The sequence below is a fragment of the Streptomyces sp. NPDC088745 genome (assembly GCF_044751045.1).
GTDB classification, from domain to species: Bacteria; Actinomycetota; Actinomycetes; order Streptomycetales; family Streptomycetaceae; genus Streptomyces; species Streptomyces cremeus.
In genome coordinates this window covers 80,353-94,716 of sequence record NZ_JBIVLB010000024.1, presented here as the reverse complement: position 1 = coordinate 94,716, position 14,364 = coordinate 80,353, and the positions used below count along the sequence as shown (strand labels likewise).

The 14,364-nt window shown below is 73.9% G+C and carries 9 protein-coding genes and 1 pseudogene; 3 read left to right on the top strand and 7 right to left on the bottom strand.

The genetic code is table 11. The features are described 5' to 3' along the window. Nucleotides 1-617: 617 nt before the first annotated feature. Nucleotides 618-1,625: a tryptophan--tRNA ligase gene (gene trpS / locus ACIP93_RS36395; protein ID WP_401766462.1), complete on the top strand. Its 1,008-nt coding sequence runs from the start codon at nucleotides 618-620 to the stop codon at nucleotides 1,623-1,625. A 53-nt stretch (nucleotides 1,626-1,678) separates the two neighbouring features. On the opposite strand, the gene proC is transcribed toward trpS, so the two are convergent. The 3 genes and pseudogenes from proC to ACIP93_RS36380 all read right to left on the bottom strand — a co-directional run bounded on the left by proC (nucleotide 1,679) and on the right by ACIP93_RS36380 (nucleotide 4,200). Further along, nucleotides 1,679-2,530 carry a pyrroline-5-carboxylate reductase gene (proC, locus tag ACIP93_RS36390; protein ID WP_401766459.1) on the bottom strand — a complete coding sequence of 284 codons (852 nt, stop codon included), beginning with the start codon at nucleotides 2,528-2,530 and terminating at the stop codon, nucleotides 1,679-1,681. A gap of 322 nt (nucleotides 2,531-2,852) precedes the next feature. Continuing rightward, nucleotides 2,853-3,641 (bottom strand): annotated as a pseudogene (locus tag ACIP93_RS36385) (class I SAM-dependent methyltransferase); the annotation flags it as partial. A 40-nt stretch (nucleotides 3,642-3,681) separates the two neighbouring features. Then, nucleotides 3,682-4,200 (bottom strand): hypothetical protein, encoded by a 519-nt coding sequence (locus tag ACIP93_RS36380; protein WP_401766457.1) that lies wholly within the window; start codon nucleotides 4,198-4,200, stop codon nucleotides 3,682-3,684. 185 nt (nucleotides 4,201-4,385) lie between these two features. Between ACIP93_RS36380 and ACIP93_RS36375 the strand changes: the two genes are divergently transcribed. Next, complete coding sequence (locus ACIP93_RS36375) at nucleotides 4,386-6,719, top strand: PQQ-binding-like beta-propeller repeat protein (protein WP_401766454.1); 2,334 nt, start codon at nucleotides 4,386-4,388, stop codon at nucleotides 6,717-6,719. A 108-nt stretch (nucleotides 6,720-6,827) separates the two neighbouring features. Here ACIP93_RS36375 and ilvD read toward each other — a convergent pair whose 3' ends face one another. The 3 genes from ilvD to ACIP93_RS36360 all read right to left on the bottom strand — a co-directional run bounded on the left by ilvD (nucleotide 6,828) and on the right by ACIP93_RS36360 (nucleotide 11,122). After that, a complete protein-coding gene (gene ilvD / locus ACIP93_RS36370) occupies nucleotides 6,828-8,678 on the bottom strand; it encodes a dihydroxy-acid dehydratase (protein WP_345220162.1) in 1,851 nt (616 codons plus the stop codon). A gap of 597 nt (nucleotides 8,679-9,275) precedes the next feature. Then, nucleotides 9,276-10,127: a sugar phosphate isomerase/epimerase family protein gene (locus ACIP93_RS36365; protein WP_401766476.1), complete on the bottom strand. Its 852-nt coding sequence runs from the start codon at nucleotides 10,125-10,127 to the stop codon at nucleotides 9,276-9,278. 62 nt (nucleotides 10,128-10,189) lie between these two features. Then, nucleotides 10,190-11,122 carry a Ppx/GppA phosphatase family protein gene (locus ACIP93_RS36360; protein ID WP_345220163.1) on the bottom strand — a complete coding sequence of 311 codons (933 nt, stop codon included), beginning with the start codon at nucleotides 11,120-11,122 and terminating at the stop codon, nucleotides 10,190-10,192. A 54-nt stretch (nucleotides 11,123-11,176) separates the two neighbouring features. Here ACIP93_RS36360 and ACIP93_RS36355 point away from each other — a divergent pair, with 54 nt between their 5' ends. Then, complete coding sequence (locus tag ACIP93_RS36355; protein ID WP_380837393.1) at nucleotides 11,177-12,025, top strand: hypothetical protein; 849 nt, start codon at nucleotides 11,177-11,179, stop codon at nucleotides 12,023-12,025. Nucleotides 12,026-12,369: 344 nt separating this feature from the next. Here ACIP93_RS36355 and ACIP93_RS36350 read toward each other — a convergent pair whose 3' ends face one another. Further along, nucleotides 12,370-14,175 (bottom strand): hypothetical protein, encoded by a 1,806-nt coding sequence (locus ACIP93_RS36350; protein ID WP_401766450.1) that lies wholly within the window; start codon nucleotides 14,173-14,175, stop codon nucleotides 12,370-12,372. Between the last annotated feature and the right edge of the window lie 189 nt (nucleotides 14,176-14,364).

Below are 14,364 nucleotides of genomic sequence, written 5' to 3'. Positions count from 1 at the left end.
CTTTCCTCCGGACGTTTTCGTTCGGTGTTTCTGTTGTTCTTGCGTCTCCGACTCTATCAGACTGTTTCCAGTGCCGATTTCCTCGGTTTCCGCTCACCGCTTTCCAGGTTCTTCGCTTTCGCGTTTTCCCTTTCCGGCGGCTCCGACTCTATCAGATCCTTTCGGGCCTGATTCCCAGTCAGTGGGGGGTTGTCTTTGCGGCTGTTGGGCCGTTTCGACGAGTGAGACATTAGCGGATTCCTGGGCCCCGATGCCAATCGGGGGCGCTCTTTCGAACGCGGATTCCTCATTTCGCAAAAAGAGCACACGAAGACGATGCGACGTCGAGTCGCCTGCTTGAGTGGTTGGTGCGGAATGACTGTCCGGGGACCGGCCGGGGCCAGGTCTCACAGTCGGACAGCTCGGAGTACATTACGTAGCGGTTAATCGCGTGTCAACCCCGGGGGCTGGGGCTACGGTGTTCGGCATGACGACGCGTACGTGCACCTGCTGGTGGGCCGCCTGACGGCGGCCCCGCACACGTATGCACCCACGGCCGCCGCTTCGGCGGCCGTTCGCGTTTCCCCCTCCGGGAGGCAGGCCGCCAGCGGTGGTCTCGACCAGGAGGATGAGGACGGATGACGCGGATCTTCAGTGGGATCAAGCCGACCGGGCACATGACGCTCGGGAACTACCTCGGGGCCGTGCGCCAGTGGGCGGCGGTGGACCAGTACCGGGGCGAGGCGCTGTTCTCGGTGGTGGACCTGCACGCGCTGACCGTGGAGCACGATCCGGCGCGGGTGCTGCGGCTCAGCCGGGAGATCGCGGCCCTGTTGCTGGCGGTCGGACTGGACCCCGCCGTGTGCACGGTGTTCGTGCAGAGCCAGGTGGATGAGCACGCCCGGTTGTCGTACGTACTGGAATGCACGGCGTCCGACGGGGAGATGCGGCGGATGATCCAGTACCGGGAGAAGAGTGCGCAGGCGCAGGCCGCGGGGGACGGGGTGCGGCTGTCGTTGCTGACGTACCCCGTGCTGATGGCGGCGGACATCCTGGCATACGGGGCGGACGAGGTGCCGGTCGGGGACGACCAGACGCAGCACGTGGAGCTGACGCGGGACCTGGCGGTCCGGTTCAACCAGCGGTACGGGGAGACCTTCGTGGTGCCGCGGGCGACGAAGCCGGTGGTCGCGGCCAGAGTCATGGACCTTCAGGAGCCGACGTCGAAGATGGGGAAGACGACGGCGGGGACCGGTGGGGTCGTGTTCGTGCTGGACGAGCCCGGTGTCGTACGGAAGAAGGTCATGCGGGCGGTGACGGACAGCGGCAGCGGGGGTGTCGAGTACGACAGGGAGAAGCGGCCCGGGGTGGCGAATCTGCTGGATCTGCTGGCGGCGTGCGCGGGTGGGGAGCCGGAGGAGCTGGCCGGTGCGTACGCGTCGTACGGGGCGCTCAAGAAGGACGTGGCGGAGGCGGTGGTGGAGATGCTGAGGCCGGTGCGGGAGCGGTATGCGGAGCTGGCGGCGGATGCGGAACATGTGGAGGGGGTGTTGCGGGAGGGCGCGGAGCGGGCGCGGGCGATGGCCCGGCCCACCGTTGATGCGGCGTACCGGGCCATTGGGTTGCTGCCCGCGGTCGGGGGGTGACGGACCGCGGGCCGTGGGGCCGTAGGCGGTGGGCTGGTCGCCCTTGATCCGGGTCAACCCGTGCCGGAGGCGAGTTCGCGGCTGCGGTTGCGGGCGGCTTCCAGGGCGGAAATGAGGGCGGCCCGTACGCCGTGGTTCTCGAGCTCGCGGATGGCGTTGATGGTGGTGCCGGCCGGGGACGTGACCGCTTCGCGGAGCTTGACCGGGTGTTCGCCGCTGTCGCGGAGCATGACCGCTGCTCCTATGGCGGCCTGCACGATCAGGTCGTGGGCCTGGGCGCGGGGCAGGCCCAGGAGGATTCCGGCGTCGGTCATCGCCTCGACGAGGAAGTAGAAGTAGGCCGGGCCCGAGCCGGAGAGAGCGGTGGCGGCGTCCTGCTGGGACTCCGGGACGCGGAGGGTCTTGCCGACGCCGCCGAAGATCTCCTCGGCGTGGGCCAGGTCGGCGGGGGTGGCGTGGCTGCCGGCCGAGATGACGGACATGGCCTCGTCGACGAGGGCCGGGGTGTTCGTCATGACGCGGACGACGGGGGTGTGAGGGGCGAGGCGTTCCTCGAAGAAGGAGGTGGGGATGCCGGCGGCGCCGCTGATGATCAGGGGGCTGGTGCCGACGTCGGAGTTGGTGGGGAGGTGGGGGGTGAGCTCTTCGAGGAGCTTGGCCATGTCCTGGGGCTTGACCGTGAGGATCAGGGTGTCGGCGCGCTTGGCGGCTTCGGCGTTGGTGACGGATTCGACGCCGTAGCGGGTGCGGAGCTCCTCGGCGCGGTCGGCGCGGCGGGCGGTGACGAGGAGGTCGGCGGGGCGGCGGCCGCCGCGGATCATGCCGCTGAGGAGGGCTTCGCCGATTTTGCCGGTGCCGAGGACGGCGATGGTCTTGGGGGTGGGGGGGGCTTGGTGGTCGGTCATTTTCGGTCACCCTCCGGGCGGTGGGGCTGGGGTACGGGGACATCCTTGCATCGGGGGTGGTGGGGGGAGGTGGGCGTCCGGAGGGTGGGCTTCGGGGGCCGTGGGGGGGCTCTCGGCCTGGGCGGGTACGCGCGGCCGGTGCAGGCGCTTGGACAGGGGCGGCACCCGGTGGGCCGGGAGCGGGAAGGGCCGCCCCCTTGCCCGCCGTCGCCCAAGGGGGCGAGGGGAAGAGGTGGGGTGGCCCGGTGGGAAAGGGGGCGGGAGGCCCGGTGGGGTCAGGGGGTGAGGGCGAGGTGGAGTTCGGTGGTGGAGGGCTCGGGAAGGTGGGGGTGGAGAAGGTCGCGAGGAGGTGGGCTCGTTCTTCGGCGAGGAAGCAGGCGGTGGCTTCCTCGGGCTGGATGAGGAAGGCCGAGTGGGTGGCGAGGTTGGCCAGGTGGTCGTCAACGGAGACGTGACGGGTCCAGGCAATCTCGCGGGTGGCGAAGCGCAGGCCATGTGGGTGGTGTCCTACGCGGTTCTTCATGTCGCCGTGGGCGCCCATGGTTCCGGTGGCGGGGGTTCGGCCGTCCGCGAAGAACGCGCGGAGGCGGGCGTCCTGAGCGGCGACCCAGTCGACGGTGTCGTCGAGGACGTTCCACCAGGTGGCGAGCGCGCCGCCGGGGCGCAGGGCGCGTTGGGCCTCCGGTGCGGAGCGGGCGGCGTCGGTCCAGTGCCGGGCCTGGGCGTACGTGATGAAGTCGGTGGAGGGCGTGGCGAGGGGGAGCTGGTTGCCGTTGCCCCGGACGAGCGGGACGTCGGGGAGCCGGCGGCGGAATTCGGCGGCCGTTCCGGCACCGGGTTCCACGGCGGTCACGCGGGCGCCCCGGGCGTGCAGGAGGCTCGTTCCGATTCCCGTGCCCGCGCCGATGTCTGCCACGTCCGCGCCCGCGAGGGGGCGGTCCGCGAGTTCCTCGACGGCGTCGAGGAGGGCGGGTGGATAGGAGGGGCGGTGGGCGGCGCAGGCGGAGGCGACGGCGTTGAAGGAGTGGGCGCGGGCGGTGAAGTGGGCGGGGTGGGCCGGGGTGAGGGGGGCGGGGGCTTCGGGGGGCGGGTCCTTGGGTGAGGTGGCCATGGGGTCGTGCTCGGGGGGGGGGTGGGGTTGTCGGGGGGTGTCAGGTGCGTTTCGGCTTCTTCTTGCGGGCGGCGGGGTTGCCCGTGCGGGTTCCGCGGCGGCGTTCGTACCGGGCCAGGGCCGTTTCGTACTCCTGGCGGTGGAGCTTCTCGCCCGGGGCCTCGGTGAGGGAGCGGAAGAAGTACGCGAGGAGCGAGCCGACGAAGCCGATGGTCTTCAGGCTGCGGAGGGACTGGTCGCGGGCCGGGTCGGCGGGGCGGGAGGTGAAGCTCTCCCAGGTCTTGCGGAAGGCGATCGCGCTGCAGATCGCGAACATCACGATGACCAGGGTGTCGACGATGCCGCCGACGTCGGCGATCTGGAGGCCCTGGTAGGCGAAGCGGAGGAGGAGGCAGCCGGCGACCGCTGCCGCGAGAGAGCCAACGGAGGCTCCGACGCGGCGGAGGGCGTAGCCGTCGGTGTGGTGGAGCCAGGTGGTGCCGAAGAGGCGGAGGGGTTCGGGGCGGGGGCCGGGGTCCGGGGCGGGGGTGGGCCGGGAGGGGTGGGGGTTTTCGGTCACGGGGGCGATTATCCCCGGGCGGAGGCGTCGGGGCGGGGGTGTGCGGGCAGGGCGGGGTGGGGGTGGGGTGGGTGCTGACGGGGCGGCGGGGGGTGGTGTGGGGGCGGGAAGTGGGGGTGGGAGGGCGAGGGGGGTGTGGCTAGGGTGGGGGGTCCGGGTGCGGTGAGGGGCAAGGGAGTTGGGGTGTGTCGCTGGCGGCGGACGATCCCCAGGTCGTCGGGGAGTACCGGATTCTGGGGCGGCTGGGCACCGGGGGGATGGGGACCGTTTTCCTGGCGCGGTCGGCCTCCGGGCGCGAGGTCGCCGTGAAGGTGATTCACGAGCAGTACTCCGCCGATCCGGACTTCCGGGCCCGTTTCAAGCGGGAGATCGCCGCCGCGCGGCAGGTCAGCGGGGCGTTCACCGCCTCCGTTGTGGACGCGGACGCCGATGCCGCACGGCCGTGGATGGCCACGCAGTACGTTCCCGGGCCCACGCTGGCGCAGTTGCTGGAGGAGCAGGGGCCGCTGGGGGACGCCGAGCTGCGGCTGCTCGCGCTCGGGCTGGTGGAGGCCTTGCGGGACATCCACCGGGTGGGGGTCGTCCACCGGGATCTCAAGCCCGCGAACGTACTGATGGCGGCGGACGGGCCCCGCGTGATCGACTTCGGGGTGTCGCGGGCCGTGGGGAACGCGCCGCTGACCGTCACCGGGAACGTGATGGGGACGCCGCCGTTCATGTCGCCCGAGCAGTTGAACAGCCCTCGGAGCGTCGGGCCCGCATCGGACGTCTTCTCGCTGGCGACGCTGCTCGTGTACGCGGCGGCGGGGCGCGGGCCGTTCGACTCCGACAGTCCGTTCATGACCGCGTACGCCGTCGTGCACGAGCCGCCCGTGCTGGACGGCGTGCGGGAGCCGCTGCGCGGGATTCTGGAGTACTGCCTGGTCAAGGAGCCGGACGAGCGGCCGGACCTGGCGGAGCTGGCCGGGTTGTTACGGAAGTGGCGGCCGGCCGGGAGCGAATCGGGGGACGGCGGAGGTGCTGCCGCGGCCGATGACCCGGACACGATGGTCGTACGCCGCCGGGGCGAGGCCCACTCCCCCGCGCCCCCGCGTGCGCGGCGCGTTCGGGTCGCCGCCCTCGCCGGACTGCTGCTCGCCGCGGGGGCGGGGGGACTCCTCCTCCTGCTGCCCGACGCGAAGGACGCGCGGGGAGCGGGGGGCGCGGAGGGCGGGGTGGCCGTGCAGTCCTCGTCCGGGGCGCGGGCGCCGCTGAGGTCCGGCGAGCGGCTTCCCACCGGGTGGCGCTCCTGGCAGGCCGTGCTGCCGCCCGCCACCGTCGGGACGACCGGTCCCGTCGAGGCCGTCCGGTGCACCGCGGACGGCGCCGTGGCCGTGCACTGCGGGGGCGGTTCGGTGCGTACCGTACGGCTGGACGCGGCGACCGGCACGGTGCTGTGGCGGGCCCCGCAGCCGCCGACCGCTTCGGGGACCCGGGGGGCCGGGGACTCCTCGCCGTCCCAACTGGCGGGCGGAAAAGCCGTGTTCGTGGTGGAGACGCTGTCGGACGCGGCGCACCGGCTGGTCGCGCTCGACTCCCGGGACGGCCGCCGCCTGTGGCACCGGCCGGTCGGCCGTCCGGCGGCCGTGCGGGAGCCCGCCGTGCTCGGCGGCCTGGTCGCGGCGCCCTCCGCCGATCTGCGCGCCGTCGTCGCCCGCGACACCGCGACCGGCGACGCCCGCTGGACCTCGCCGAATCCGGCGGGGCTGGCGTGTGTTCCGTACGAGATCGAAGGGGTGCTGTACGGGACCTGCTCGGACCCCGGCAAGGAGGACGGGCCGCGGACGTATGTGCGGTACGCGAGCGGGAGCGGCGGCCGGACCACCGTCACCGAGCAGGCGGCCGACCGCGACCGGCTCGGGCTGAGCGGGGGCCGGTGGGTCTTCGCGAAGTGGGCGCGGGCGGAGGACGCCGGCCGGCACGCACATCACGAGGGCGGTTACTCCGGTCTCGTCCTGGTCGATCCCACGGGCGCGCGGGCCCCGCGCACGGTCCGGCTCTCCGGTACGCCGCAGGGGCGGCCGGTGCTGCGGGGCGACACGGTGTACTTCGTGCACCACTGGGGGCAGGTCTCGGCGTACGACGCGCGCAGCGGGCGGGCCCGCTGGGCGCGGGACACCGGGGTGCGCGGGCTCGGCGTGCCGGAGACGGACGCGGAGGGTGCGACGCTGTACGTGCCCAGCCTGAGCGGGCGGGTGCTGGCGCTCAACTCCCGTACCGGAGTGGAGAGATGGCGGTCGGGGCATCGCGGGTCGCCGCCGGCCGCGTACCACGACACGGGCGTGCTGCGGGTGGGCGGCGCGCTCGTCGTCACGGGGGCGGGCGGCGCGGTCTTCTCGCTGGACCCGCACGATCCGGAGCTGCGGCCGGGCGGGGACGAACCGCCGGGCGGGGGCGGGCCGCCGGGCGGGGGCGGGCCGCCGGGCGGGGGTGGGCCCGGGGGCGGGCCGCCGGGCGGGCCGCCGCCGCCTCGGCACTAGGCGGTGGGGCCTCGCCGTGGGAGCGGGGGCCGGTGGCACGGCACGTGTGCGACGGACCGTCCGACGGCGGTGGTGGGGGCAGGAGGTCCCGCCCCCACCGGCCGGGGGTCAGGCGAGTTTGCTCACGTCGCGGACCGCACCCTTATCGGCGCTGGTGGCCATGGCGGCGTAGGCGCGCAGGGCCTGGGAGACCTTGCGTTCGCGGTTCTTCGGGGCGTAGACGCCGCCGAGGGCCTCGTCGCGTTCGGCCAGCTCCTGGTCGGAGAGGAGCAGTTCGATGGTGCGGTTGGGGATGTCGATGCGGATGCGGTCGCCGTCCCGGACCAGGGCGATCGCGCCGCCCGAGGCGGCTTCCGGGGAGGCGTGGCCGATGGAGAGGCCCGAGGTGCCGCCGGAGAAACGGCCGTCGGTGATCAGCGCGCAGGCCTTTCCGAGGCCCGTGCCCTTGAGGTACGAGGTCGGGTAGAGCATCTCCTGCATGCCCGGACCGCCCTTGGGGCCCTCGTAACGGATGACGACCACGTCGCCCGCCCGGACCTGTTTCAGGAGGATCTTCTCGACGGCTTCCTCCTGCGACTCGCAGACGACGGCCGGGCCCTCGAAGGTCCAGATCGACTCGTCGACGCCGGCGGTCTTCACGACGCAGCCGTCGGGGGCCAGGTTGCCGCGGAGGACGGCCAGGCCGCCGTCCTTGGAGTAGGCGTGCGCGACGGAGCGGATGCAGCCCTCGGCGGCGTCCGTGTCCAGGGTGTCCCAGCGCTCGGACTGCGAGAAGGCGGTCGCGGAGCGGACGCAGCCGGGGGCGGCGTGCCACAGCTCGACGGCCTCGGGGGCGGGCGAGCCGCCGCGCACGTCCCAGTTCTTGAGCCACTCGGCGAGGGAGGCGGAGTGGACGGAGGTGACGTCCTCGTTGAGGAGTCCGCCGCGGTGGAGTTCGCCGAGGATGGCGGGGATGCCGCCCGCGCGGTGGACGTCCTCCATGTAGTACGTGCGGTCCTTGGCGACGTTGGGGGCGACCTTGGCCAGGCACGGGACGCGGCGCGAGATCTCGTCCATCTCCCGCAGCCCGAAGTCGAGTTCGGCCTCCTGGGCGGCGGCGAGGAGGTGCAGGATGGTGTTGGTGGAGCCGCCCATGGCGATGTCGAGGGCCATGGCGTTCTCGAACGCGGCACGGGAGGCGATGGCGCGCGGGAGGACGGACGCGTCGTCCTGCTCGTAGTGGCGCTTGGTGATCTCGACGATGGTGCGGCCGGCGTTCTCGTAGAGGGCGCGGCGGGCCGTGTGGGTGGCGAGGGTGGAGCCGTTGCCGGGGAGGGCGAGGCCGATGGCCTCGGCGAGGCAGTTCATGGAGTTGGCGGTGAACATGCCGGAGCAGGAGCCGCAGGTGGGGCACGCGTTCTCTTCGATACGGAGCATGTCCGCGTCGGAGATCTTGTCGTTGACGGCGTCCGACATGGCGTCGACCAGGTCGAGCGTGCGGACGGTGCCGTCGACGAGGGTGGCGCGGCCGGACTCCATGGGGCCGCCGGAGACGAAGATCGTGGGGATGTTGAGGCGGAGTGCCGCGTTCAGCATGCCGGGGGTGATCTTGTCGCAGTTGGAGATGCAGATCAGGGCGTCGGCGCAGTGGGCCTCGACCATGTACTCCACGCTGTCCGCGATGAGGTCGCGGGAGGGCAGGGAGTAGAGCATTCCGCCGTGGCCCATGGCGATGCCGTCGTCCACGGCGATGGTGTTGAACTCGCGGGGGACGGCGCCGGCGGCGTGGATCGCCTCGGAGACGATGCGGCCGACGGGGGCGAGGTGGGTGTGGCCGGGGACGAACTCGGTGAAGGAGTTGGCGACCGCGATGATCGGCTTGCCGATGTCCTCGCTCGCTACACCGGAGGCGCGCATGAGCGCGCGGGCGCCTGCCATGTTGCGGCCGTGGGTGACGGTGCGGGACCTCAGCTCGGGCATCGGGGTTCACTTCCCAGGGATTCGTCGTCGTCGGTACATGTACGGTACGGCTGGCGTCGAGCGTACGCCTAGGTTCCGGGATGTGGACGGGGGGTCCGGATGGCGGGACGGGTGTGCGGGGGCTGCGCGCCCGGGTCCTCCGGTACGGCTCCGACCGGGGGGTGCCCCGTCGGGGGTGCGGGGAACTGAGCGGCCAGCCACGACGCGCGTGCGCATCTCCCACCGGGCGGTGCGCCCCGTTCAGGGGCGCGGGGAACTGCGCGACCGGCCACAACGGATTTGCACGGAACCGTGCACGGCTGCGCGGCGAGCGCTTTAGGTGGAGGGGCGGGTCCGGGGCCTCTCCTGCCCGAGCGGACGAGGCTGGGTGTCCCGGTGCCGGGGCTCAGCTCTCGGCCTCGGCGGAGGAGCGTGCCCGGCGCAGGCGCTTGTGCGGGGGCGGCACCCGGGTGGGCCGGGAGCGGGAGGGGCCGCCCCCTTGCCCGCCCGTTCCGCCCCCTTGGGGCGGCCCCGTCGCCCAAGGGGGCTGGGGTGGCAGGGCGGCTGCGAAGCCCCAGGAGGAGATGCCTTTCGGTGTCTCGGGGGCGGGTTGTTCGCCTAAGTGCTCCGGGGCGGGCGGGAGGAGGCCAGGTGGAGGCGGGTGAAGGCAAGGGCCTCGGCCAGGTCGGCCTCGCGTTCCGTGGAGGACATCGCCCGCCGCGTGTTGACCTCGACGACGACGTGCCCGTCGAAGCCGGTCGCGGCCAGCCGCTCCAGCAGTTCCGCGCAGGGCTGGGTGCCGCGGCCCGGGACCAGGTGCTCGTCCTTGGCGGAGCCCTTGCCGTCGGCGAGGTGGACGTGGCCGAGCCGGTCGCCCATGCGGTCGATCATGGCCATCGCGTCGGTGCGGGCGGTCGCCGTGTGCGAGAGGTCGACGGTGAAGTGCCGGTAGTCGTCCTTCGTCACGTCCCACTCCGGGGCGTACGCCAGCATCTCGCGGTCCTTGTACCGCCACGGGTACATGTTCTCGACGGCGAAGCGCACGTCCGTCTCGTCGGCCATCCGCCAGATCCCGGTGACGAAGTCCCGGGCGTACGAGCGCTGCCAGCGGAAGGGCGGGTGGACGACGACCGTCGACGCGCCGAGCTTCTCGGCGGCCGACTGGGCCCGCCGGAGCTTGACCCACGGGTCCGTCGACCACACCCGCTGCGTGATCAGCAGGCACGGCGCGTGCACCGCGAGGACCGGCACGCCGTGGTGGTCGGAGAGTCTGCGCAGCGCTTCGACGTCCTGGCTGACGGGGTCCGTCCACACCATGACCTCGACGCCGTCGTAGCCGAGGCGCGCGGCGATCTCGAAGGCCGTCGCGGTCGACTCCGGGTAGACGGAGGCGGTGGACAGCGCGACCTTCGCATCCGGGATGCGTACGGCCGGTACCGCCGGAACCGCCGGTGCCGCTGGTTTCGCCACTTCTGCCACGAAGGACAGCGTACGGTCCCCTCTCCCGGCGGGGACGGCGAGGGGCCGACCCGTCAGGACGAGGGGAGGTGGTCCAGCCGCCGCAGGATGACTCCCTCGCGCAGCGCCCACGGACATATCTCCAGCACCGGCACCTCGAACAGATCCATCGCACCCTCCGCGACCAGCGCGCCGGCCAGGAGCTGGGGGGCGCGGTCGGCGGAGACGCCGGGCAGGTGGGAACGCTGCTCGACGGTCATGGCGGCCAGTTTCGGCACCCACTCCTCCAGCGAACTGCGGCTCAGTTCGCGCTGGATGTACAGACCCTCCGCCGACCGGGCCGCCCCGCCGATCCTGGCGAGCTGGCGGAAGGTCTTGGAGGTCGCCACGACGTGGTCCGGCGGCCCGAAGCGGGCGAACTCCCCGACCGTGCGGGCGATCTCCGCACGCACCTGCCGGCGCAGCGCCCGTACGTCCTGGGCGTCCGGCGGGTCGCCGGGCAGGTGCGCCGCGGTGAGCCGGCCGGCGCCCAGCGGCAGGCTGACGGCGGCGTCGGGGTCCTCGTCGATGCCGTACGCGATCTCCAGCGAGCCGCCCCCGATGTCGAGCAGCAGCAGCTTGCCCGCGGACCACCCGAACCACCGGCGGGCCGCGAGGAAGGTGAGCCGGGCCTCGTCCTCGCCGGACAGCACCTTCAGGTCGGCGCCCGTCTCCTCCCGCACCCGGGCGAGGACGTGGTCGGCGTTGGACGCCTCCCGCACGGCGGAGGTGGCGAAGGCGATGACGTCCTCGCACCCCTTGTCCTCGGCGGTCTGCATGGCCTGCCGCACGGTGCCGACCAGCCGGTCGATGCCCGCGGGGGCCACCGCCCCGCCCTCGTCGAGCAGTTCCGCGAGGCGCAGCTCCTCCTTGTAGGAGTGCGCGGGAAGGGGGCGGGCGCCACGATGGGCGTCCACCACGAGCAGGTGCGCCGTGTTCGAACCGACGTCGAGGACTCCGAGTCTCATGCACGGAACGCTACTGCTGCACGGCGCGCGGGTTCCTGCGCCTACCCTTGCCCCGTGCCAAAGACGAAAAAGGCGAAGCCGGGAAAAGCCGCGGAACTGCCGGAAACGGGCGTGACGGGGGCCGTGGTGAGTGACGAGCAGGGGCTGGACTTCGCCCGCGCGTGGGTGGAGTTCCCGGACCCGGAGGACGAGGAGCAGGTCTTCCGCTGCGACCTGACCTGGCTGACGTCGAAGTGGACGTGCATCTTCGGCAGCGGCTGCCAGGGCATCAAGCTGGGGCGCGCCGACGACGGCTGCTGCACGCTCGGGGCGCACTTCTCGGACGAGGACGACGAGCGGCGGGTCGCGGGGCACGTGGCCCGGCTGACTCCGGACATCTGGCAGTTCCACGACGTCGCGCGGACCTCGAAGGCCGTGAAGGGGCCGAACGGCGGCTGGGTCCAGGCGGACGAGGACGGCGACCGTCAGACGCGCCGCTGGGAGGGTTCGTGCATCTTCCAGAACCGTCCCGGTTTCGCGGGCGGGGCGGGCTGCTCGCTCCACATCCTGGCGCTGCGGGAGGGCCGGGAGCCGCTCGAGACCAAGCCGGACGTGTGCTGGCAGTTGCCGGTGCGCCGGACGTACGACTGGGTCGAGCGGCCGGACGACACGAAGATCCTGATGGTCACGATCGGTGAGTACGACCGGCGGGGATGGGGCCCGGGAGGCCACGACCTGCACTGGTGGTGCACGTCGGCCACCTCGGCGCACGGGGCGGGCGATCCGGTGTACGTCTCCTACCGGCCGGAGCTGACGGAGCTGATGGGGGCGGGCGGCTACGCGAAGCTGGCGGAGCTGTGCGAGGCCCGTCTGGCCTCCCAGCTCCCCCTGGTGGCCCCGCACCCGGCGGACCCGGGGGTGTAGGTCCCCCTCCGGGGGCCGTCCCCTTGCTGTCCCCCGCCCTCGGTGGGCCGGGTGCGGGGGCCGGGGACGGCTGCCCGAAGGGCACGCCATCAGGTCAGGGGCGCGGGGAACTGCGCGACCGGCCACGACGCACCCGCACGGGACGGGGACCACCACGGCTCACCCGCACGGGACGGAGACCCCGGCCCGCCCGCACGGGACGGAGACCCCGGCCCGCCCGCACGGGACGGAGACCCCGGCCCACCCGCGCGGCACTCGTCCCACCCGCGCGGCACTCGGCACGCGGCACGCCGCGCTCGGGCTCGGCGACCGGCGCCCGCCACCCGGCCCGCGGCCGACCGCCCCTACCCCGGCTCCCCCGTCGCAGACGGCTCCGGCTCCGGCGCCGACGGCGAAGGACTCGGCTCCTCCGTCGGCCCCGGCGACGAAGGCTCCACGGGCGGCGTGCTCGGCGGCCGGGTCGGCGGCGCCGTCGGCGGCGGCGTGCTCGGCGGATGCGTGGGCGGCGACGTGGTCGGCCCGGTGGGCGGCGACGACGGCCCCCCGCTCGGCCCGCCGGCCCCGGGCGCGGGCCCGGGAGCGGGCTCCGTCGCCCCGGCCCCCCGGCCGCTCACCGACACCACCGCACCGCACGGCGATACCCCCACCCGTGCCGTCCACGCCTTCCGCGGTTCCTTCTCCCGGTCCACGGTCACGTACACCGTCACCGACTCCCCCGGGGCCAGCGTCCCCGAGCTCCGGCTCAGCCGCAGCCAGGGCGCGTCGGCCCAGATCGACCAGGTCACCGGCGCGGCCCCGGAAGCGCTCAGCCGCACCACCGTCGCCCCGCCGGACGCCTCCGCCGTCACCACGAGCCGTCCCGCGCCGGGCGCTCCCGCCCGGCCCGGCGTGAGGACCCGCACCGCGACGTCCCGCAGTCCGCTGCCCGTCGAGAAGGTGGGATCGGGGCCGCCCCGGGTGTTCCCGGTCCTCTCGTACGCGCTCCCGCCGGCCCCCTCGTACGGCGAGCCGTCGGCGCCCAGCGGCCCGTCCTTCTCGCTCGCGGTGACGGCGGCGCCCCGGTGCCCCTCCCCCGTGAGGGGCGCCCGGTACGCCGCCCAGAGCGCGAGCACCGGGGCGGCCACGACGGTCGCCACCACGGTCGTCGTGACGGCGCGGGTGCGCAGGCGTTCGCGGCGCGCCGCGCGGTCCTTGGGGTCCAGCGGGAAGCCCGTGCGGTCGAAGCGCGGCGTGCCCGCGCGCGCCGGCCGGGGTGCGTGCAGCATCGCCATGTACGCCGCCGAGCGCGGCGCCTCGACCAGCGGAAGCCGTCCCGGGGACGCGCCGGTGCCCGGCCAGGGCCCGGCCGCCCCGGCCCGTTCGGCGGCCCGCCGGCACAGGGGGCACTCGTCGACGTGCCGTACGAGTTCCGCGCGCAGGGCGGTGCTGAGCAGCACCCGGTCGTCCCCGGTCAGCCGGGTCACCGTGGGGCAGGCCCCGCTCTCGACGACCAGCAGCGCCGCCCGGGTCCGTTCGACCTCGCAGGCCGCGGCGGCGAGGAGTTCGCGGGCCGCCGGGTGGTCGAGCCCCAGCACGGCCGCGACCTGCCGGGCGCCGAGTCCGTGCCGTACGGCGAGTTCCAGCGCCTCCCGCTGCTCCGGGGACGTTCCGGCGGCCTCCGGCCAGGCGAGGCGGGCCAGGTCGGCGTGCCGGGCGCGGGCCACGCTCTCCTCGACCGGGAGTTCCGGCTCCGGTACGGCGGAGGGCGGGCGGTGGGCCCCCTTGCCGCCGGGCGAGGCCTGTCTGCGCCGCTTCTCGTCGGTGAGGCGGCGCAGGCAGGCCCAGCGGGTGAGGGCGTACAGCCAGGCCCGGCGGTCCGGTTCGTCGGCGGGGCTGCGGGCGAAGCTGCGCTCGGCGAGGGCCAGCACGTCGCCGAGGACGGCGGTCGCGACGTCGTGGTCGCGCAGGACCGACAGGGCGTAGGTGAACAGCCCGTCGAGGTGGGGCTCGTAGCGGCTCGGCGGGCGCTGGGCCAGGGTGCGGGGGGCACGCCGGTGGACCCGGTGCGCGCCGGTGCTGCTTCCGGCCGCGCCCGCGCTTCCCGGGGCGCCGGCGGTGCCGGTGGGGGGTGTGCGGCGCGCGGGGTGCTGCTCCCGCCTGCTGGTCGTCATCCGGCCGACCGTAGGGGTGCTGCGGCTGCCCCCTCGCTCCCCTTGAGCCCTTTTAATCCTTACGGGTGAACAGATCACTCGAAAGAGGACAGGAATCCCTCATTCCGCCCTCTTCTGTCCCGTACCACTGGCCTATGCCATCACGCTTGGTGGCGGTTCCCCTCCGGTGTCGCCGGGCGCCCCGGCACC

Bases quoted from the DNA above. Each gene is read 5' to 3' on its own strand.
- trpS (WP_401766462.1), top strand. From the start codon at position 618: ATGACGCGGATCTTCAGTGGGATCAAGCCGACCGGGCACATGACGCTC.
- proC (WP_401766459.1), bottom strand. From the start codon at position 2,530: ATGACCGACCACCAAGCCCCCCCCACCCCCAAGACCATCGCCGTCCTC.
- ilvD (WP_345220162.1), bottom strand. From the start codon at position 8,678: ATGCCCGAGCTGAGGTCCCGCACCGTCACCCACGGCCGCAACATGGCA.
- ACIP93_RS36360 (WP_345220163.1), bottom strand. From the start codon at position 11,122: ATGAGACTCGGAGTCCTCGACGTCGGTTCGAACACGGCGCACCTGCTC.
- ACIP93_RS36350 (WP_401766450.1), bottom strand. From the start codon at position 14,175: ATGACGACCAGCAGGCGGGAGCAGCACCCCGCGCGCCGCACACCCCCC.